The sequence below is a fragment of the Novosphingobium sp. NFX11 genome (genome assembly GCF_057376415.1).
In genome coordinates, this window is sequence record NZ_CP080384.1 from 2,871,704 (window position 1) to 2,890,014 (window position 18,311).

Genomic DNA, 18,311 nt, shown 5'->3' on the forward strand with positions numbered 1-18,311 from the left:
GATCGCTGCGGCGGAACAAATCTCGCAGCAGGAGCGGTTCGGCTGTGGCTCATGCTCGGATGAGACTGCGGGAAGAGAGGTTGTTATTCCAGCACTTGCGCGTTCCCGACTGGATGCCGGGGACCTTTGGGTCTACACTGCCCGTCAGGGAGCCCGGCCATGATGCGTTATGCCGAAAAGCCATTTCTCCAGTATCTCGACTCCTTCGTGCTGCGCGCGATCGGTGAACTGACCGAGCAGCAGGAGCAGGCAATCCTTCTCCTCTCCCAGACCTTCTCGCAAGCTGATGGAACCCGGGCATGGTTTGAGGTCGTCGCTGAACGGATGAGCTTCAGCGAGGGCTACGTTTCCGAGATCGCTTTTGTCTGGGAGGCCAGCAGGCAATCCGCCAGTGAACAGGGGTTGGAGATCAGTCCGTTCGAGTTCACGAGGTTGTTCGTGGATGCGAACTTCCCCAGCTAATCTGGCGAGTGTCGGCTCAGTTCTCAGCCTGACTCGATCGAGGTCATCAGTTTGAAGATATCCTTGTCCGGGTTCGCGCCAACGATCCGCCCAGCTTTCGAATGCGTGCAGACCAGAACGAACAGATCGACCTCGTCGTCGATGGCCGATTTGAAGCGGTCCTTGATGTCGTCTATCGCAATCCGGGAATCGAAGATCATGAAATCGGGCGTTTCAGTCCAGACCGCGCTGCACGCAATTTTCGACACGACCTCGATGAGCGCGCGCCTGCGGTCGATCTGCGAACGCCCCTGCCTTGGTTTGTCGGCGATACCGAACGCCGTCCAGTATGTGGTGCTCATGAATGTCTCAATGTCTTGGCGTGGCCGCGCCATCAATCGGCGGCGGGGCTGTTGCGCCTGGCAAGGGTCTCGAGCGCGGAAACGATCGATGTCGTTGTGACAGCTATCGGGGTACGGGCGCCGAGATGCATGAGCGATAGCCATGCGCTCACCATCTTGCTCCCTTTTTTCGTGATGACGAGAGGAGGTTGCGACCGGTCATCCTCTGCCTGAAAACAGACGAGTTCGTCCTTGAGCAAGGAGGGAACGTGCGTGATGGCCTTGCTCGATGAACAGGCCGCCGCAGCACAAACCTGCGCGACGGTCATTGCCCCCTTTCGAGGACTGCCCGCCCGGTAAAGGCTAAGGAGCATCAGCCAGGCGCATTCATCGATGTCGGGGGCAACCTTGCGGCGTACGGCAATCCCGTCGAGATAGGACTGAACGTTGTCGATTTCGCACTCGATCTCGGCGTGATCTCCGAGGATATGCGCCAGTTCGTCAGTCAGCGTATGGAGGTTCAGCGTAACCGCTGCCCCGACCCCACGTATTCTGGTTGGTTTTTGAGGGGTAGATCTGCGCGAGACGTTGAGGAGCTCGAGCAGTGGTTGACGAAATTGATGCGGTGCCAAACGTTGGTTTGACGTGTGCGTCGCACAGTGCAAGTTCGCGTTTGACTGTTAGTTTGGAGCCAGTCCGGCGTCGGCACGAGCGATGGCCGGATGATGAGCGCGATCGTATTCTTGCGGAAAGCTTCACTTCCGGAAAAACGGTAGCGCAGGTTTCGCGGGATAACGGCGTCGGCCTTGGCCTGCTGCATTATTGGCGCCGGCAGGCGCGAGCGGCGGGGACCGTTGAAGAACTACGGCTTGTGCCAGTGACGGTGGTTGGCGAGGAGCACGCGCAAATGCCGGCCGTCCCGGCATCCCCGCCCAGCATGGAATTGGTGGTGCGCGATGTGACAGTTCGTATTTGCGGCGCCGTCGAGGCGGAGCACTTGCGCACCGTTCTGGCGGCGATCCGGGAATGATCCCGATCGATGGAAGCGTGCGGATCTATGTGGCGACGCAGCCCATCGACTTCAGGGCCGGGATCAACCGGCTGATGGGACTGGTGACACATGTTCTGGGCCATGATGCCTGTGCCGGTGATGTGTTTGTCTTCCGCAACAAGGCGGCTGACAAGGTCAAGTTGGTCCGTCATGATGGATCCGGCGCGGTTATGGCGACAAAATGGCTCGACCGTGGGAGGTTCCACTGGCCCCCATTGCAAGGAGGGACGCTTGCCCTGACGGGGGCGCAATGTGTGGCACTTCTATCGGGCCTGGACTGGCGCAGGCTGCCGTTCCAGGAGGAAAGGCGCCCTAAGGTTTTTGGCTGAAATCTGCGGTTTTGAGTGGCGGCACAAGGGTGGTGTGGTATAATCCCGCCATGCCCTCGCGAGCCGATGACCTTCCCGAAGATCTCGAACAGATGGCCGCCCTTGTGCGGGAACTCCGGGCTGAAAACGCTCAACTGCGCTCGCTCCTCAAAGGCATGGCCCAACAAGCATTCGGCAATCGATCGGAACGCGCCAGCGTCATTCTGGGAGATCAGGGGCAACTGGATCTGGGCGATCTTGTGAGCACGCCGACGGTCGCGGCCAATGATGATGAAGCGTCAGAAGACAAGCCTGTGATCAAGCGCCCGCGCGCGAAGCGCGGCATAATGGCGCTGCCCGCCCATCTTGAGCGGGTAGAGCAGGTGATCGATCCGCAGACATTGGATTGCCCTTGCTGCGCAGGCAGGCTCCACAAAATCGGAGAGGATGCCAGTGAGGCCCTCGACTGGGTTCCGGCCATCGTACGCGTCATTCGTACCGTTCGCCCTCGCTATGCCTGCCGCAATTGCCGTGAGGGGGTTATTCAGGCACCAGCGCCCCGGCGTGCGATCCCGGGCTCGATGGTCACCACCTCGACGCTGGCCTGGATGGCCACAGCGCGATTTGCATGGTCAATCCCTCTCAACCGACAGCTTCAGATGCTGGCCGGACAAGGCGCCATCCTCGATCGCGCCCTACCAAGCCGCTGGATGCGCAAGATCGCATGGTGGCTGAGATCTCTGTATGAATTGCAACTCGCGTACATCCACGCGCAATCGCGGATTTTTTGTGACGAGACGCGGATGCCGGTCCTTGAGAAAGGAAGAAAACGAACCCGGATCACGCAGTTCTGGGCACATGCCTGCGATGATGGTCCCTGGTCAGGCCCGGCGCGACCGGCGGTGGCATACATTCACGCGCGCGGCCGCGGGCATGCCGAAGCGCGCCAGCAGCTAGCCGGCTATCGGGGGATCCTCCAAGTCGACGGCTATGGCGCCTACAAGGCGCTGGTCCGCAAGGGGGCGGAAGGGGTCGTGCTGGTCTTTTGCCTTGCCCATGTCCGTCGCAAGTTCGTGGACGCCTACCGTAAATCCCCGTCGCCGGTGGCCGCCGCGATCATCGGCCTGATCGGCGAGGTCTACGCGATCGAGGCCCGGGTGCGCGCCGGCAATGCCGCACATCGGTTAGCGGCCCGCCAGGCGGAAACCTGTAAGGTGATGGCTACGATCAAAACGCAGATCGACGACATGCTGCCCAGGCTGTCACCCAAATCCGATCTGGCAAAGGCGATGCGCTACACCCTCAACCACTGGAAGGGCCTGACGCTATTCTTGGAAGACGGGCGTGTCGAGGTCGATACCAACACCGTCGAGCGTGGGATGAGAAATGTTGCCCAGGGCAGAAAGTCGAGCCTTTTTGCGGGGAGCGAGGAAGGAGCCCGGACCTGGGCGGTGCTTGCCTCGCTTCTCCAGACTGCTCGCCTCAATGGCCTCGATCCCTACACCTGGCTCAACGATGTGCTTGAACGGATCGTGAATGAAGAGGTAATGATCAACGATCTGCACAGCCTGTTGGCATGGAACTGGCGCCCTGCGACTGATCGGCTAGAAGCGCTGGCAGCATGAGCTTCAAACGTCAAACCGCATCCGGCAGAACGCTCTCATTAGAGCAGCTCGAAATCTGGCTCGATACGCTTGATCCGCTGGTCGCCGGTGTCTCCTCGATCGATGGCTTCCTCGCGGCGTTGGCTGCCGGCCCGTCCATCATCAATCCGGACATATGGCTCAAGAGCATCCTGCGCGAACACGTCCAAAGCGCCCGATCGGCGCCCGCACGCCGAACGATCCTCAAGCGCTACAACCAGATCTGCATCGAGCTTGCCGAGTGCCCTGAGGTCTATGCGCCGATCTATATGCGGACCGAGGACGGCGAGGTCCTGCTGGAAGACTTCGCCAATGGCTTCTTCACTGCAATGCATCTGGACATGGACGCATGGAAGCCCTTCGTGTCTGACCGAGAGTTCGGCTTGTCGCTTGCAGCTATCCTTGGCCAAAGCACGATCATCGACGGCACATCATGGATCGACCAACTCCAGGATCCCCTCGCAAATCAGGCTCTTGCAGATACCTGGCGGATGATCCCCCAGATCATCTCCTTCATCCATGACCAGTGTGCCTTTGCAAGAACCCTGACCGTACACTGAAGCCTCTCCACATCCCACGTGGGCTCGAAGCAGCGGTTACGGTTCAGCACGGCGCGCTCCCCGCGAGGACTGCCGAAGGTCGAGAATTGGACCGACGCACAGAACTATCAGTTGAGGGATACTCCACACCGCCGAGGCAGCCTTGAACAGCCGGGGCGTATTGGGAACGATTTCCCAGGCCAGGAAGGAGATGACGCTGAGTGCTTGAAACGCGCATATCCACAAGGGCCAGTACCGGTCGGTTTTCGCCGCGAGATGGGCGAGGCCGATGAGCAGCACGAAGTCCACCATGACCGTGGAGTGCGCGAGGCTGATCTGGGTCTTGAACGTCGTTGCGCCGATATAGGTCGCCAGCGCAGCGACCACGAACATAAGGCATATCCTGCGCCCTTCCCATCCGCCCCACAGCAGCGCTGGCATGCAGGATGCGAACATGAGTATTCCGAAGACGAGGTTCAGGAGCATGGCCTTGACTTCAACCTGCGACGCTCAACGTCAAGGCCATCCCCTTTTCGGATTTACGCTCGGGTTGTCGCCATCTCGGGGGTCTTGAGCAGCCCACTCGGGCTATCGTCGCCGAAGCAGCCCCAATCCGTTTCCCGGTGCTGCGATCTGCCCTTGATGAAGGCGAGCTTGCGATGCATCTGCACCATGTCCTTGCGGCCCTCCACCAGCTTGGCGAAACCGGCGGCTGCCGAATCCAGCGCACTTTGCAGATGGGCCGGCGGGACGCTGGATGCGGCATTGGTCTCCATGATGGTCGCAGCAAGGCGCGCGGCGTCAAAAAGGGCTGTGTCGACGCTCTTGAACATGCCAGAAATTTCCGTGGCGACCGCTCGTCCGCCTGCTTCCGAAAGACGCATAAGTTTCTCCGATGCGTGAATCACGCTGAGGTTTGCCGTAAAATGAAGCTTACCTGCCGAGCAGGCTGAGAATTCCGACCATCACCGTGACGATCGCGGCCAGACCGACGACGGAGACAAGCGCAACCTGTCCCATCATCGCCATGCGCTGCGCTATCGTCAGGTCATGACGGGAGCCCCCGACCGGAGGAAGACTGAAGAGCCGTGAGAATTCCCATCGAGAGTGTTCTGCCCTCGCTTGGTCTTCTCCTCCGCGTCTCGTTTCTTCCGGACGAATGCTCTGTGCCTCGGCATCCGCGTCGCTGTCGAGCGGTTGCGGCGCACTAGGTAGTCGCTCCCTACCCTTTGATGCGTCTAGGAAAATACGGGCCGCATCAGCCCGGCTGGAAACCCCCAGCTTGACCATCAGGTCGGCGACATGATTGTCGATGGTCTTATAGGAGAGGCCAAGGCTTGCGCCGATCTCCTTGGAAGACAGGTGCCGGGCAACCAGCGAGAGAACCTCGTACTGCCGGGCGGACAGCTTTTGTCGAAGCTCCCCTTCAGACCATTCCCGCATCTTGCCGTCCCTCGTGCCTCGCCCTTTGTTTCCACACAGAATTGGAGGCTGAAAAGCATCCTAGCACTGTTTGCAACCGGTAACCTCGCTCGTTTGGCGCAGTATCCAATTGTTAGTCGCCAATTTGACGCCCGGGGTTGGGCACAAGTCGCGCAATCTCGGGCAAGCGGAGATAAAGCGAACGTCGCACAGCGACTGCGGCTTCGACCAAGTGGACCTGCGGCATCTCGATCCGTACGAACGACGATCCCGGCAGAATCGTTGCGAGTTTGACACTTGAAACGCCAGTTGGTTCAGAGCGCTTCGCCAAGGGGGCGGTCTCACGCAAAGTTCTTCACAGACAGCGCGAACAGGATTCCAGCTTGTTAGCACCGGCTCGCTCCGATGGGACGGTTAGCCCACAAGCCTTGCTGCGGCGCTCATAGCTGGGGGCAACACGCCTCACTAGGCGGCTAGCCGGCAACTCGTCGCAAAGCCGCAAAGGCGGCCTTGCCGAAGGTGCTGGGACCGGCATCGCTTCCGACCAGCCAGGCCTGCGTCGATAACTTCAGTATTCCGATCGCGGCCGTGGCGGTGACGCGGCATTCGATGTCGGTCTCGGGGCGGCCCTTCTTCTGGGCGAGCGCGCTCGCGAGGACGCGTTCGACCTTCTCGTACTTGGCCTGATCGCCCGCGCTGAGCGCCGGCGTGTCCTGGATGAGCCTAGCAAGGTTGCGTGCGCGTTCTGAAAGGTGAGTTTCCGCGAGTTCCAGGAAGGCATTCTCAACCATGTCCAGCAGGGCCTCGTCGACTGGTCTCCGCCTGATCGCGTCAGCCACGAGCGTCGGAAAATCGGCCTTGGTGGAAAAGACGATCTCCTCCTTCGACCCGAAATAATGGAACAGACTGCGCCGCGAAACGTCTGCAGCTCGAGCGATGTCGTCGAGCGTCGTCGCCTCGAACCCGCGTTCCAGGAACAGACGCATGGCTTCGTCCTGGATGCGGGCGCGGGTTTGCGATCGCTTGCGCTCACGCAGGCCGACCGAAGCGGGTGAGATTGTTTCTTGCACTTCTTGTATATTTGCACTGAGTGCACAATATCGCGCTCAGCGCCCTCCTGTGGCTGATCGATGCGAAGGATAGCAAATATGGCGAGCTGGACCACCAAGGATATTCCCGACCAGTCCGGCAGGCTGGCGATCGTCACCGGCGCGACGGGCGGCCTGGGTCTGGAGACGGCGCTTGCCCTGGCGGGAGCCGGGGCCGAGGTGACCCTCGCAGGCCGCAACCCGGACAAGGGGCGCGCTGCCGAAACGCTGATCCGCAACCGTCACCCCGGTTCCCAGGTGCGCTTCGATCTCGTTGATCTCGCCAGCCTTGGCTCGGTTCGCGATTTTGCCGAACGGCAACTGGCGAGTGGACGCCCGATCGATATCCTCGTCAACAATGCCGGCATCATGGCGCTGCCGCGGCGCGAAGCCACGATCGACGGCCATGAGATGCAGTTCGCCACCAATTATCTCTCGCATTTCGCGTTGACCGGGCGGCTGCTGCCCTTCTGATCGCGGGCAGGGCCCGCGTGGTCGAGGTCTCCAGCATCGCCCATCGCAGCGGCAGCTTCCGGCTCGATGACCTCGAATATGTGCAAGGCTACAAGCCTTGGCCAGTCTATGCGCAGTCCAAGCTTGCGATGCTGATGTTCGCGCTCGAGCTTGACCGGCGCAGCAGGGCGAAGGACTGGGGGATTACCAGCGTTGCAGCCCACCCCGGCGCTGCTGCCACTGACCTGATCGCCAACGGTCCCGGGCCGGGCAGTCGGCTGATGGCCTGGGGCGGCTCGATCGCGCTCAAGCTGATCGGCCATTCCGCCGCTGACGGCGCATTGCCGCAAGTGATGGCAGCGACCATGCCAAGCATCCGCGGCGGCCAGTATTTCGGGCCTCAGGGTCTGCGAGAGCTGAAGGGGCCGCCGGGCCCCGGCAAGATCGAACCGCAGGCGCTGGATGCCGAAATGGCCGCGCAGCTCTGGTCCCGGTCCGAGGCGATGACCGGCGTGACCTTCGGTTGAACCCCAAGCAATGTTCCACCTGATCTTCGCACTACCATGGGCCTACGTCGTGGCGCGCACGCTGTTGCCGCTGCCCTGGGCGGACGGCATCAAACTGACAGTCGCCTTGGTCCTGCTCATCGGCTCACAGTTCCATCTGTGGAGCCGTCTCTCGTCGGGATCGGTCTTCAGCCCGGAGTTCCCGCGCCTGCTTATCATCCTGCTCAATTGGCTGTTCGGAGGCATCGCCTTGCTGGCTGTCTTCCAGATCGCGCTCGACGCGTTGAGGCTGGCTGCGACGATAGCCGGGATCGGCGGCGCGGCGCCTTGGGTCGAAGCGCGCTATGCCATTGCCGGGGTGGCCTTCGTGCTGGCGGCGATCGGCGTGTGGCAGGCCATCGGCGTGCCGCGTCTGCGCAAGGTGACGATCACGATACGGGACCTTCCTGAAGCCTTCGAGGGCTATACCCTCGTTCACCTCACCGACCTGCATATCAGCCGGCTCTTTCCCGCAAACTGGAGCCGCGCCGTGGTCGAGGCGACCAATCGTCTCGAGCCTGACCTGATCGTGATAACGGGTGACGTGATCGACGGCAGTGTCGAGAACCGGCGCGAGGGCGTTGAACCCTTGCGCGACTTGCGCGCGCGCGATGGCGTCTGGCTCAGCCCTGGTAATCACGAATATCTCTCCGGTTACGATGCGTGGATGGCACACCTTGCTTCGCTAGGCATGCGGGTTCTGGCGAACACGCATGCGGTGATCGAGCGCGGCAAGGGAGCCTTGGTCGTTGCAGGTCTCACCGATCCGTCGGCGCGCGGTGTCGGCAAACCGCTCCCGGACCTCGGGAAGGCCCTGGATGGGGCACCGTCTGGCGCACCGGTTGTCCTGCTCGATCACGAGCCGGGGCGGGCGCGCGAATCTGGCGATCATGGCGTGGCGCTACAGTTGTCGGGGCACACCCATGGCGGCATGATCGTCGGGCTCGACCGTCTGGTCGGGCGGGGGAATGGCGGCTTCGTCTCGGGCCACTACGCCGTTGGTGACATGGCCCTCTACGTCAACAATGGCACCGGCATCTGGCCTGGGTTCGCTTTGAGATTGGGCCAGCCTTGCGAACTGACGCGGATCACGTTGCGGCGGAGGACCCGTTGACTGATCAATCGCGCTCACCCGTGCGAGCAAAGGCGAAGTGTGCCCGGGGGCGGCCTCGCTTGAACCGTTCGGCAGGCCCTATCCGCTTTCTTTGACTAAAAGGGAGTGTTATTGACCTATAGGTGAACCACGCTATTCCTCACCAGTTTCCGATCGGCATCGATCCGAACGACATCGACTTCATGGGCCATGTCAACAATGCCAGCTACCTGAAATGGGTTCAGGCTGCAGTGGTTGATCACTGGCGCGCGTTGGCCCCTGCTGACGCAATCAGTCAGCATCTTTGGGTGGCGATTAAGCACGAGATCACATACCGGAAACCGGCTTTTCTGGATGACGATGTCATCGCCACGGTGCTTCTGGAGAAGGTTCAGGGGGCTCGAGCCTTCTACGAAACGGTGATCAGGCGAGGGGAAGAGGTGCTTGCTGAGGTAAAGTCCAGCTGGTGTTGTCTCGATGCATCGACGATGCGGCCAGCCCGCCTGGCAAGGGACGTTATCGAGCGGTTTTTTCCGGCGGGAGAAGCGGGGCAACGGTGATCGGGGAACGTCCACATTCGTTGCCGCCAGTCCGATGGCCCGGCTTTGGACGCGGACGTTACCAGTGGCGGACGCTTTTACGGGGCTTGCCTCAGGGCACCCGCTTGCCGCGACCAAAAACGAACCCGGCCACCAAAATCACGGCTGCTACGAGCAGGAAAATCTTGGCAAGGCTGGCGGAAAGACCTGCTACGCCGCCAAAGCCCAAAAGCGCCGCGATAAGTGCGATAACGGCAAAAATGATGGCCCAGCGAAACATGGGTCTCTCCTTAAATGAATCCCACTGGCCGAACTGTTCGACGAGTTGTCGTCTAGAACCTGCGGTGCTGACCTAAGTTCCAAACGACAGTTCCAGGTGTAGCGCGACAAACTGGATGATGATTGCGCGTCAATCAGGATGAGAATGTGATTGTCGCGGCGCGTCGATCAGTGCCTGTTTAGATTGTCGCTGGCAAGTTCGTCGTTCTCATCCTGATTGACGCGGATGGTCTCGAGAACCTTTGGCGTAGTGTATGCGGCGGGCCGCCCGGCACCGGCGCGTCTGGCCTGAGCGGTGCGCCGCCGGTAACTTTCGACGTTCATCTCGAAGATGGTGGCGTGGTGGACGAGCCTGTCGACAGCGGCGAGCGTCATCGCGGGATCGGGGAAGACCCTGTTCCACTCGCCGAAGGGCTGGTTGGCGGTGATCAGCAACGACCGTCGCTCGTAGCGTGCGCTGATCAACTCGAAGAGCACCGATGTCTCGGCTTGGTCGCGCGAGATGTAGGCGAAGTCGTCGAGAACCAGCAGGTGGTATTTGTCGAGCTTGGCCATCGCGGATCTCGAGCGCGAGTTCGCGCCGCGCGACCTGCAGGCGTTGCACGAGGTCGGAGGTCCGGGTGAACAAAACCCTCCAGCCCCGCTCTACCAGCGCTAGGCCGATAGCTGCGGCGAGGTGGGTTTTGCCGCCGCCGGGCGGACCGAACAGGATGAGGTTGGCACCTTGCTCGAGCCAACCATCGCCAGCGCACAGGGCCATGACCTGGGCCTTGGAGATCATCGGCACGGCATCGAAGGCGAAGCAGTCGAGGGTCTTGCCTGCGGGTAGATGTGCCTCTGCCAGGTGGCGTTCGATCCGACGCCGATCGCGTTCGGCAAGTTCGTGCTCGGCCAGCGCGGCGAGGAATCTGCTGGCGGGCCATCCTTCCTTGTCTGCCTGGGCGGCGAAGTCCCCCCAGATGTGCTTGATGGTGGGCAAGCGCAGTTCGTTGAGCATGAGGCTGAGACGCTGTGCATCAATCATGGGAGTTGCGTTCATGCGGCTTCTCCCTGTTCGATAAGTCCGTCGTAGATCGAGAGCGGCACCAGTTCGACCACGACTTCGGGCAGATCGGCAGGGTCCGGACAGAACCGGGCCCGCAAGGTTGTCAGGCAGGGCGTTCGGCGCGCCGCCAGGTCCTCGGTCAGGAGCCCCGCGAGTTCAGCTTCGCATGCACGCTCGTGAGCCATGGCCAGAAGTTCGACGGTGGTGCGGCAGGCTTCCCGCTCGCCCTGAACTTCCAGCAGGTGGTCGAACATCAGGCGATAGGCCTCTCGCGGGAACAGGCTATCGCGATAGACCAGCCCTAGCAGTGCCATGGGCTTACGGCGCAGAGAATGGATCACGTGACGGTAATCGACAACGTGGCCGTGCTTCCCGTTCATGCCTGCGCGTCCGCGCGGCAGGGTCATGAGTCTCGTGCCGCCGATGAAGAGGTCGAGGCGGTCATCATACAGGCGAGCCCGCAAACGGTGCCCGATCAGGCGGGATGGGACCGTGTAGAACACCTTGCGCAACGTGAAGCCGCCCGAGGATGTGACCGTCACGAGGATCTCCTCGTAATCGGTGGTGCGCACGTCCGGCAGCGGCCGCAGGAACTTGCGTTCGGCATCGATCCCGGGGCCGTGCCGCCGGTTGCGCGCATTTACGACCTCGTCGATGAAGCGGCGATAGTCGGCAAGGTCGGCGAAGTCGCCACTGCCGCGCAGCAGCAGCGCATCCCTTATGGCAGCCTTGATATGGCCATGGGCACTCTCGATCGCGCCGTTCTCATGGGCAACGCCCCGGTTGTTCCTCGTGGGCTCCATTCCATAATGGTCACAGAGCGCGTCATAACGCTTGGTCAGGTCGATCCTGGCATCAGCGTCCAGATTGCGGAAGGCGGCCGAGAGGCTGTCGGTACGATGAAGCTTCGGCGCACCACCTGCGGACCAGAGCGCGTTCTGCAGCCCTTCGGCCAAGGCGACGAAGCTCTCGCCGCCCAGGATGATGTGCCCGTGTTCGAAGCCGCCACAAGGAAGCCGGAAGTGATAGAGCAGATGGTCCAGGGGCTGTCCGGCGATGGAAACTCCCAGATCGTCCATGCACGTGAAATCGGACAGGCCGAGCCGCCCGGCCTCATGCACTTGCCGGAAAATGACTTCGCGATCTTGCCCGTTCATGGCGCGCCAGTCGCGAATGCGCCTCTCCAGGGTTCGCCGGGAGCCGAACTCCGTCTCGGGATATCGGCGCCGCAGCTCCTCGAAGATCGCTATGGGCCGAAGGCCCGGGGCAGCCTCTAACATCGGCACGACAACTTCATCGAAAATACCGGCAAGCGGATCGGGTCGGCGCCGGCTGCGCGGTGTTTGCCGCTGTGATGGCAGCCGGGTGTCCTGCAGAACCCGATAGCCCGTCGCCGGACTGAACCCGGCCTTCGCCGCCGCCAGCGCGACGGGGTCATAACGTCTGTTGGTCATGAAAAGCCTCACTTGATGATCGTTGATGTGTCGGCCGGCCACACGCCCAGTCCTCCTCCCCGGAAAACCGATGCATAGCGGCCACCACGACCATCACAGGCACCCGGCAAAGAGTGCCTCCGGTGTGTCGGGACCGGCTACGGGCTACGCCCTACGCCGATCCCGACACACCGGATTCTCATCTTGATTGTCGCGCTTTCTCATCCAGATCGCCGCGCGACATCCAGGCCAATTCTGGCAAGAACAGGTGCGCCGTCTCTATGTGGGTGTTGCCTCGTTCCCGGCCGAGAAGTGCTCAACGATTTCTATGAGGCATAAATCAAGCGGCTGATTATTCGCGTAAGGATCGCGAATCCTGCGTTAGCGCTAGACAACGCGGATCTGAGCTGCCTTGGGCATGGGAATCGCGAGTAGGGGCCTGGCCGGGGCGTTCAACCCTCGATCGAAGCAGATTTCTCTCCCTCCTCGATCCTGGTTTCAGGCACATTCAATTATTTCTTGCTCTGAAAGCTGACCAGCAACCTTTTTTCAATTGAACCAATGTCTCATTGCCACAGAAAATTTCCCAACTCTGGGTTTGAGTCGTGTCCATGCCGTTTGGTTCGAGCACAACAGACTTCCCGCTTGTGGGGACGCCTCTCGAGCGCGTCCTTGACTGGTCCGTCGAGTTGCCTCGGCGCCAAGCATTGCCTCTGGTCGCGGCTTTATGGGGGTAGTTTTGGTCGCAGATGCAGGCACCGGGCGGATGGTTTCCCTGACCGGTCTCTATCTGCTGATGCTATGTTTCACCACATGGTGTGTTGGCCGTGGTCCTGCCCTGTTGGCCGCATGCCTCGCAACAACAGCCACTGTGTTGATCAATGGATTCGGAGATAGCTTTTCAGCACAAGCTTCGACAATTCCCACTGCCATTGCATTCTGGAATGTGGGGATGCGCATATGCACATCCATCTTAATGATCTTCCTGGCAGGAGCATTCCGCCGCGTTTTCAATCGGGAGCGGCAGCATGCCCGCGTTGATCCATTGACTGGTCTGGGAAATCGCCGATCATTCCTGATCGAAAGCCGCAAGCTGTCGCTTATGGGCGGGCGAGGCGACCGGGTGATGCTGTGTGGTCTGATCGAGCTGGATAATTTCAAAATGATCAATGTTCGGCACGGGCATTCGGCCGGGGACGAAACCCTGCTTGTTGTCGCCGAGACGCTCAGCGGAGTGCTCCGCCCTTGTGATGCAACCGCAAGACTGGGCCGCAGTGAATTCGCCTTCTGTTTGATGGTTCGGAACAATGCGGCCGCGGAAAAGAAGTCGCGCGAAATACATGAAGTTGTGACGGCGGCACTGACGCGATTGCCCTGGACACCAACCTGCAGTCTTGGCGCATCAGCTCAACATAATCTGCACGCCGCGTTCTGCGTGGCGGACAGCGCACTGTATTCCGCCAAAGATCTCGCGGCCGGAAGCTGGCGCTATAACCGCTAGGTAATATCTGCCAGCTGAGAGGCTTCGATCGGCGGCGCCGCTTCATTCATCACCAAACCAGAATTCAACGCATCAGAAGTGCGGCGCCATCAAGTCTGGCGGCGAGTGAGTAAAGTTGGAACCATTCTTAACCAATCCAGCGTATGCCAGCAGCCGGACATGCTATCTTCAATCGATCTTCCAACTTTGCGCCTGTGCAGCGTACTGGCCTCGGTGACGTTCACGGTCATTTTTCTGTCGTCGTGGCGCGGGCGAGAGGGACAGTTCCACAACGTGCTTTGGCGATAGCCTCGACCAGTGCCGTGGCCTGCTCTTCGCTATTGGCATATGTGAAGCCGACGACATAGCCGTCCTGCGCCAACCGCTTGACGGCAGCGGCTCCGATGCCTCGTGATCCGCCGAAGACAAGAGCCGTCTTGGTATTGGGTTCGATATTCATGGCAGTTCCTTTCTGGAAAATGATGCTTGGGAAAATCAGGGGATCAGCAGCAGCTTGCCGGTGGTTGCCCGGCTCTCCATCTCGCGGTGCGCGCGGGAGGCATCCGCCAGTGGATAGATGCCGCCTATCCGGACCTTAAGATCCCCGCGCACGACCCAATCGAACAGGCGCGCGGCGTGCTTCCAAAGCAATTCGGGGCTATGGATATGGTCGAAGAAAGTCGCGTAGCCGAGCTTGATGCTTCGCGGCAGGCTCATGATGTCGAGTGGGCCGGGGCCGCCCAGAACGGGGCCGTACCAGCAGAGCGTACCGCTGCGGCGCAGGGAATCGATCGATCCCTGAAACGTCGTCGGCCCTGATCCGTCGTAGACCACATGCACGCCTTCGCCGCCGGTCAGTGCCAGAACCTGCGAAGCGAAATCGCCGTCGGCGTCAACGATGACATGGTCCGCGCCCGCTTCCATGGCGATTGCCACCTTGTCGGCGCTCGAGACGCGGCCGATGACTTTCCCTCCGCGCATCTTGATGATCTGGGTCAGCAGCAGCCCGAGCCCCCGGCAGCCGCATGGACGAGGGTGATTTCACCCGCTTGCACAGGGTGGAAATCGGTGGCGAAATGGCTCGCCGTGAGCCCCTGCATCATTATCGCAGCTGCAGTTCTGTCGTCCACTCCGTCAGGGATTGTCACGAGCGCCGCTTCGGGCAGCATGATATGCTCTGCATAGCTACCAGGCGCGTAGACCCAAGCGACACGCTGGCCCACCGCCATGGAAACGTCGGGCCCTGCCGCGATGATGCGTCCCGCGCCTTCCACACCCAGAATCTTGGGGTTGGGCATCTCCGTCCAGGCCATGCCCTGGCGGACGCCGATATCCATGAAATTGACGCCCGCAGCGGCAATCCGAACCAGAACCTCGCCCGGACCGGGCGCCGGATGCGGTTCTGGTAAATTCACCATTTCGAGCACATCCGCGCTTCCCGTTCCGGTCATCACAATCGCCTGCATGTCAGCTTCCTTTATTGAACAATCATTCCAAAATAGAGCAAATAAAAAGGCGCGCCCGCGTCTATCGCAAGGCGCGCAAGGCCAGATCGCCAAGCGTACGCAAGTCTTCGTCACTTGCGCCGGCGCGCGCGGCGATCCGCAAACCCGAGAAGCTCATGACGATGAATGAGGCTATGATATCGGCCGCCAAATCCAGCGCCACGTCACCCTCGGCCTGCGCCCGCGCTATGGTAGCGGTCAGGACCGTCCGCATGGCACGGTCAGCCGTGTCGCGGATTGCGACCAGTTCCGGGCGGCTGCGGCCGAACTCGCAAATCGAGCCGACCCCCAAGCAGGCATCCCGGGCATTGGCGACGACGCGATCTACCATCGACACTATGCCATCGAGAGCACCTGGCTTGCTTTGCAGCATGGCGATATGCTCGCCCGTTTCGTCGGCAGCATAACGGCGCAGGGCCATCTGGTAGAGCTGCCATTTGTCGCCAAACGTGTTGTAAAGGCTTTGCCGCCCGATGCCCATCGCTTCGACCAGCATCCCGGCCGACGTCCCTTCAAAGCCATATTCACGGAATACCGCCATGGCCGCGCTCAGCGCTTTGTCCTGATCGAATTCCCTTGGTCTTGCCATACTGTGCGAGATAGGGGTTATGGAACGATCAGTCAAGTATCACCGAAAGGATGCAACGAGGCCGCTGTCAGGCACGTCTCAGTTCCTTGGCATGGCTGCGGACAAGATCGATGAAAAAGCGCAGTTTGGCGGGGACTTGGCGGCGCCCCGAATAGTAGAGACACAAGGGCGGTTCCGCTGGCATCCAGTCTGCCAGAAGCCGGGTCAGCCGTCCTTCCTCGACGTGCGGCGCTACGGTTTGCTCCGCTAGGTAGGCCAGTCCCATGCCGTTCAGGGCTGCGTCGAGCATCAGGCCGCTGTCATCGACGATGAGGCGACCGGGCACATCCAGTTCGATCCGCTCGCCGTCTCGTACGAATTCCCAATGGTAGATGCGCCCGCTGCCCAGACGGTAGCGGATGCAGTCATGCGACAGCAGGTCGCGCGGGACGAGGGGCGGTGCACGGCTCTGCAAATAGGCCGGCGCGCCGACCACGACCAAGCGAAGGTCCGGTATGATGGGAACCGCGATCATGTCCGGCGGAATGGCATCCAGCAGCCTGACACCTGCATCGAAGCCCTTGCCGATGACATCGACCAGAGCGGCTTCGGTGACGATCTCCACCTGCACCCGGGCGAAACGGCTCAGGTACTCCCGGATCAGCGGCTCCATTATGAAATGTCCAGCGCCAGCGGCCATGTTCAGCCGCAGCACGCCGGACGGCTCGCCGACGTGCTCTCCGGCATTTTCGATCGCGCCGTCAATCGCAGCAAGGGCTGGGAGGATTTCCTCCAGGAACTGCGCACCTGCTGCGGTCAGCACGACGCTGCGGGTGGTGCGGTTGAACAGCCGCACGTTCATGCGCTCTTCCAGCGCGGCGATCGCGTGGCTCAGGCCGGAGGAGGAAACCTCCAACTCGCGTGCGGCGGCGCGAAAGCCGCCCCTGCGTGCGACCGTGGCGAAGGCTTCCAATTCGGCAAGACTGGCCTTCGGCATTGCGCAATATCTCTCATCAGCCTGTCTACGATTGCGCTTCTAATCGGATCATGAGGCGTGCGCCATATCGTCGATGACGAATGGAGACGACAATGCGCAATATCGCCAGGATCTACATCGACGGCGCCTTCGTGACGCCGCACGGCACCCGATGCCTCGACCTTTTCAATCCGGCGACCGAAGCCAGGATAGGCATGGTACGACTGGGAGACGTGGAGGATCTGCGTATCGCGGTAGCGGCTGCGAAGCGGGCTTTTCCGGCCATGGCCCGCACCTCGAAGGCGGAGCGGATCGCCATGCTTCACCGCCTGCGCGAGGCGGTGAAAGCTCGCAGCGCCGATCTTCTCGCCGCGATGACCGAGGAATACGGAGCGCCGGCCTATTTTTCCGGCTTCTCGGTGCAGAACACCGCCTCGATCTTCGAAGTGATGGCCGCTTCAGTCCAGAACTATGCCTTCGAACGGACGGCGGGTTCAAGCGCGGTGACGATGCTGCCGCTGGGCGTCGTCGGCGCGATCACGCCGTGGAACAGTAATTTCGGCTTCATCGCCACCAAGCTGGCGCATGCGATCGGTTCGGGATCGACCATCGTCATCAAGCCCGCCGAGCAGAGCGCGATCCAGACTCAGGTGCTGCTGGAATGCCTGCATGAAGCGGGGTTGCCGAGGGGCGTGCTCAATGTCGTGAACGGCACCGGGCCGGAGGTCGGCGCAGCGCTGACCGCGCACCCGGACGTGGCGCTGATAACCTTCACCGGATCGACCCCAGCGGCCAGGATCATCCAGCGCAGCGCCTTGGAGACGATGAAGCGGCTGGTGCTGGAACTGGGCGGCAAGAGCCCGACGATCATCCTCGACGACGCCGATCTGGACGCCGCGGTCCCCGTCGCGCTGATAAGCGGCTTCGCCAATAGTGGCCAGGCCTGCGTCGCGGGCTCGCGCATTCTGGTGCCCCGTTCGCGCTTTGCGGAGATCATCGCAAGGCTGAAGCGGGAGGCGGAACGGCTCAGGGTCGGTGCCCCGGGCGACCCTGAAGTGCGTATCGGCCCGCTCGCCAACGCCGCGCACTGGGAGCGCGTGCAGTCCTACATCCGGCTTGGGCAGGAAGAGGGCGCAAGCCTCCTGACCGGCGGCGAGGGACGGCCCGAGGGACTGGACAGGGGCTGGTTCGCCAGGCCGACGATCTTCACCGGCGTGACGAACACCATGCGCATCGCCCGAGAGGAGATCTTCGGCCCGGTCCTGAGCGTCATCGCCTATGACGACGAGGCCGATGCCGTGGCGATTGCAAACGATTCCGACTTCGGGCTCCAGGCCTACATCCTGTCCTCGGACGAGGATCGCGCGATACGGGTCGCGCGGCAGCTGGTGGCCGGGCGCGTCGTCATCAATGGCGCGCCGCACGATCCCCACGCACCGTTCGGCGGCTTCAGGCAATCCGGCCTCGGGCGCGAGATCGGGGCCTATGGCCTCGACGCGTTCCTTGAGCCGCGCGCCATCCTGAAGCCTGCCCTTTGAATACTCCCGCGCTACTATCGAAAG

24 protein-coding genes and 1 pseudogene are annotated in these 18,311 nt (G+C 61.5%); 11 read left to right on the forward strand and 14 right to left on the reverse strand.

The window, feature by feature from the left end; genetic code table 11:
• Positions 1–159: 159 nt before the first annotated feature.
• A complete protein-coding gene (locus tag KZO24_RS14745; protein ID WP_285021963.1) occupies positions 160–462 on the forward strand; it encodes a hypothetical protein in 303 nt (100 codons plus the stop codon).
• Positions 463–485: 23 nt separating this feature from the next.
• Here KZO24_RS14745 and KZO24_RS14750 read toward each other — a convergent pair whose 3' ends face one another.
• Positions 486–836 (reverse strand): hypothetical protein, encoded by a 351-nt coding sequence (locus tag KZO24_RS14750; RefSeq protein ID WP_285021964.1) that lies wholly within the window; start codon positions 834–836, stop codon positions 486–488.
• On the reverse strand, positions 836–1,414 hold the full coding sequence (locus KZO24_RS14755) for a hypothetical protein (protein ID WP_486486529.1): 579 nt from the start codon (positions 1,412–1,414) through the stop codon (positions 836–838). The genes KZO24_RS14750 and KZO24_RS14755 overlap by 1 nt, the downstream gene beginning before the upstream one ends.
• Between KZO24_RS14755 and KZO24_RS14760 the strand changes: the two genes are divergently transcribed.
• The 4 genes from KZO24_RS14760 to KZO24_RS14775 are packed head-to-tail and all read left to right on the forward strand — an operon-like array spanning position 1,387 to position 4,344.
• A complete protein-coding gene (locus tag KZO24_RS14760; RefSeq protein ID WP_081799271.1) occupies positions 1,387–1,812 on the forward strand; it encodes a transposase in 426 nt (141 codons plus the stop codon). The two genes, KZO24_RS14755 and KZO24_RS14760, sit on opposite strands and share 28 nt — an antisense overlap.
• Entirely contained in the window at positions 1,809–2,162 is a 354-nt protein-coding gene (gene tnpB, locus KZO24_RS14765) for an IS66 family insertion sequence element accessory protein TnpB (RefSeq protein ID WP_036531136.1), read from the forward strand. Before KZO24_RS14760 ends, tnpB begins: the two co-directional genes overlap by 4 nt.
• A gap of 50 nt (positions 2,163–2,212) precedes the next feature.
• Positions 2,213–3,766 carry an IS66 family transposase gene (tnpC, locus tag KZO24_RS14770; protein ID WP_486486530.1) on the forward strand — a complete coding sequence of 518 codons (1,554 nt, stop codon included), beginning with the start codon at positions 2,213–2,215 and terminating at the stop codon, positions 3,764–3,766.
• Positions 3,763–4,344 (forward strand): UPF0149 family protein, encoded by a 582-nt coding sequence (locus tag KZO24_RS14775; protein ID WP_486486531.1) that lies wholly within the window; start codon positions 3,763–3,765, stop codon positions 4,342–4,344. Before tnpC ends, KZO24_RS14775 begins: the two co-directional genes overlap by 4 nt.
• 36 nt (positions 4,345–4,380) lie before the next feature.
• On the opposite strand, the gene KZO24_RS14780 is transcribed toward KZO24_RS14775, so the two are convergent.
• The 4 genes from KZO24_RS14780 to KZO24_RS14795 all read right to left on the reverse strand — a co-directional run bounded on the left by KZO24_RS14780 (position 4,381) and on the right by KZO24_RS14795 (position 6,815).
• A complete protein-coding gene (locus tag KZO24_RS14780; RefSeq protein WP_486486532.1) occupies positions 4,381–4,716 on the reverse strand; it encodes a hypothetical protein in 336 nt (111 codons plus the stop codon).
• A 146-nt stretch (positions 4,717–4,862) separates the two neighbouring features.
• On the reverse strand, positions 4,863–5,156 hold the full coding sequence (locus KZO24_RS14785) for a hypothetical protein (protein WP_486486533.1): 294 nt from the start codon (positions 5,154–5,156) through the stop codon (positions 4,863–4,865).
• Between the two features lie 100 nt (positions 5,157–5,256).
• A complete protein-coding gene (locus tag KZO24_RS14790; protein ID WP_285021971.1) occupies positions 5,257–5,766 on the reverse strand; it encodes a helix-turn-helix domain-containing protein in 510 nt (169 codons plus the stop codon).
• A 452-nt stretch (positions 5,767–6,218) separates the two neighbouring features.
• Positions 6,219–6,815 carry a TetR/AcrR family transcriptional regulator gene (locus tag KZO24_RS14795; RefSeq protein WP_486486534.1) on the reverse strand — a complete coding sequence of 199 codons (597 nt, stop codon included), beginning with the start codon at positions 6,813–6,815 and terminating at the stop codon, positions 6,219–6,221.
• Between the two features lie 78 nt (positions 6,816–6,893).
• Here KZO24_RS14795 and KZO24_RS14800 point away from each other — a divergent pair, with 78 nt between their 5' ends.
• The 4 genes from KZO24_RS14800 to KZO24_RS14815 all read left to right on the forward strand — a co-directional run bounded on the left by KZO24_RS14800 (position 6,894) and on the right by KZO24_RS14815 (position 9,484).
• The gene (locus KZO24_RS14800) at positions 6,894–7,307 is read left to right on the forward strand and encodes an SDR family NAD(P)-dependent oxidoreductase (RefSeq protein WP_486486535.1); all 414 of its coding nucleotides are present in this window, start codon (positions 6,894–6,896) and stop codon (positions 7,305–7,307) included.
• 17 nt (positions 7,308–7,324) lie between these two features.
• Positions 7,325–7,813, forward strand: coding sequence for a Rossmann-fold NAD(P)-binding domain-containing protein (locus tag KZO24_RS14805; RefSeq protein ID WP_486486536.1), 489 nt, complete (start codon positions 7,325–7,327; stop codon positions 7,811–7,813).
• Between the two features lie 49 nt (positions 7,814–7,862).
• Positions 7,863–8,945 (forward strand): metallophosphoesterase, encoded by a 1,083-nt coding sequence (locus KZO24_RS14810; RefSeq protein ID WP_486486537.1) that lies wholly within the window; start codon positions 7,863–7,865, stop codon positions 8,943–8,945.
• A 122-nt stretch (positions 8,946–9,067) separates the two neighbouring features.
• The gene (locus KZO24_RS14815) at positions 9,068–9,484 is read left to right on the forward strand and encodes an acyl-CoA thioesterase (RefSeq protein ID WP_285021979.1); all 417 of its coding nucleotides are present in this window, start codon (positions 9,068–9,070) and stop codon (positions 9,482–9,484) included.
• A 91-nt stretch (positions 9,485–9,575) separates the two neighbouring features.
• Here the strand turns inward: KZO24_RS14815 and KZO24_RS14820 are convergent, their stop codons facing one another.
• The 3 genes and pseudogenes from KZO24_RS14820 to istA all read right to left on the reverse strand — a co-directional run bounded on the left by KZO24_RS14820 (position 9,576) and on the right by istA (position 12,283).
• Complete coding sequence (locus KZO24_RS14820) at positions 9,576–9,743, reverse strand: DUF1328 domain-containing protein (RefSeq protein ID WP_285021981.1); 168 nt, start codon at positions 9,741–9,743, stop codon at positions 9,576–9,578.
• A 167-nt stretch (positions 9,744–9,910) separates the two neighbouring features.
• A pseudogene (istB, locus tag KZO24_RS14825) lies at positions 9,911–10,781 on the reverse strand (IS21-like element helper ATPase IstB).
• Positions 10,778–12,283, reverse strand: coding sequence for an IS21 family transposase (gene istA / locus KZO24_RS14830; protein WP_486486538.1), 1,506 nt, complete (start codon positions 12,281–12,283; stop codon positions 10,778–10,780). The pseudogene istB and the gene istA overlap by 4 nt, the downstream one beginning before the upstream one ends.
• Positions 12,284–12,986: 703 nt before the next feature.
• On the opposite strand from istA, the gene KZO24_RS14835 reads away from it, so the two are divergent.
• Entirely contained in the window at positions 12,987–13,721 is a 735-nt protein-coding gene (locus tag KZO24_RS14835; protein ID WP_285019761.1) for a GGDEF domain-containing protein, read from the forward strand.
• Between the two features lie 226 nt (positions 13,722–13,947).
• On the opposite strand, the gene KZO24_RS14840 is transcribed toward KZO24_RS14835, so the two are convergent.
• The 5 genes from KZO24_RS14840 to KZO24_RS14860 all read right to left on the reverse strand — a co-directional run bounded on the left by KZO24_RS14840 (position 13,948) and on the right by KZO24_RS14860 (position 16,746).
• Positions 13,948–14,160 (reverse strand): SDR family NAD(P)-dependent oxidoreductase, encoded by a 213-nt coding sequence (locus KZO24_RS14840; protein WP_285019762.1) that lies wholly within the window; start codon positions 14,158–14,160, stop codon positions 13,948–13,950.
• Between the two features lie 35 nt (positions 14,161–14,195).
• Entirely contained in the window at positions 14,196–14,681 is a 486-nt protein-coding gene (locus KZO24_RS14845; RefSeq protein WP_486486539.1) for a zinc-binding dehydrogenase, read from the reverse strand.
• A 14-nt stretch (positions 14,682–14,695) separates the two neighbouring features.
• Positions 14,696–15,166, reverse strand: a complete 471-nt coding sequence (locus KZO24_RS14850) for an alcohol dehydrogenase catalytic domain-containing protein (protein WP_486486540.1) — start codon at positions 15,164–15,166, stop codon at positions 14,696–14,698.
• 61 nt (positions 15,167–15,227) lie between these two features.
• Positions 15,228–15,746: a TetR/AcrR family transcriptional regulator gene (locus KZO24_RS14855; protein ID WP_285019763.1), complete on the reverse strand. Its 519-nt coding sequence runs from the start codon at positions 15,744–15,746 to the stop codon at positions 15,228–15,230.
• A gap of 115 nt (positions 15,747–15,861) precedes the next feature.
• Complete coding sequence (locus tag KZO24_RS14860) at positions 15,862–16,746, reverse strand: LysR family transcriptional regulator (RefSeq protein WP_486486541.1); 885 nt, start codon at positions 16,744–16,746, stop codon at positions 15,862–15,864.
• Between the two features lie 116 nt (positions 16,747–16,862).
• Between KZO24_RS14860 and KZO24_RS14865 the strand changes: the two genes are divergently transcribed.
• Positions 16,863–18,287, forward strand: coding sequence for an aldehyde dehydrogenase family protein (locus tag KZO24_RS14865; RefSeq protein ID WP_285019765.1), 1,425 nt, complete (start codon positions 16,863–16,865; stop codon positions 18,285–18,287).
• Positions 18,288–18,311: the final 24 nt, after the last annotated feature.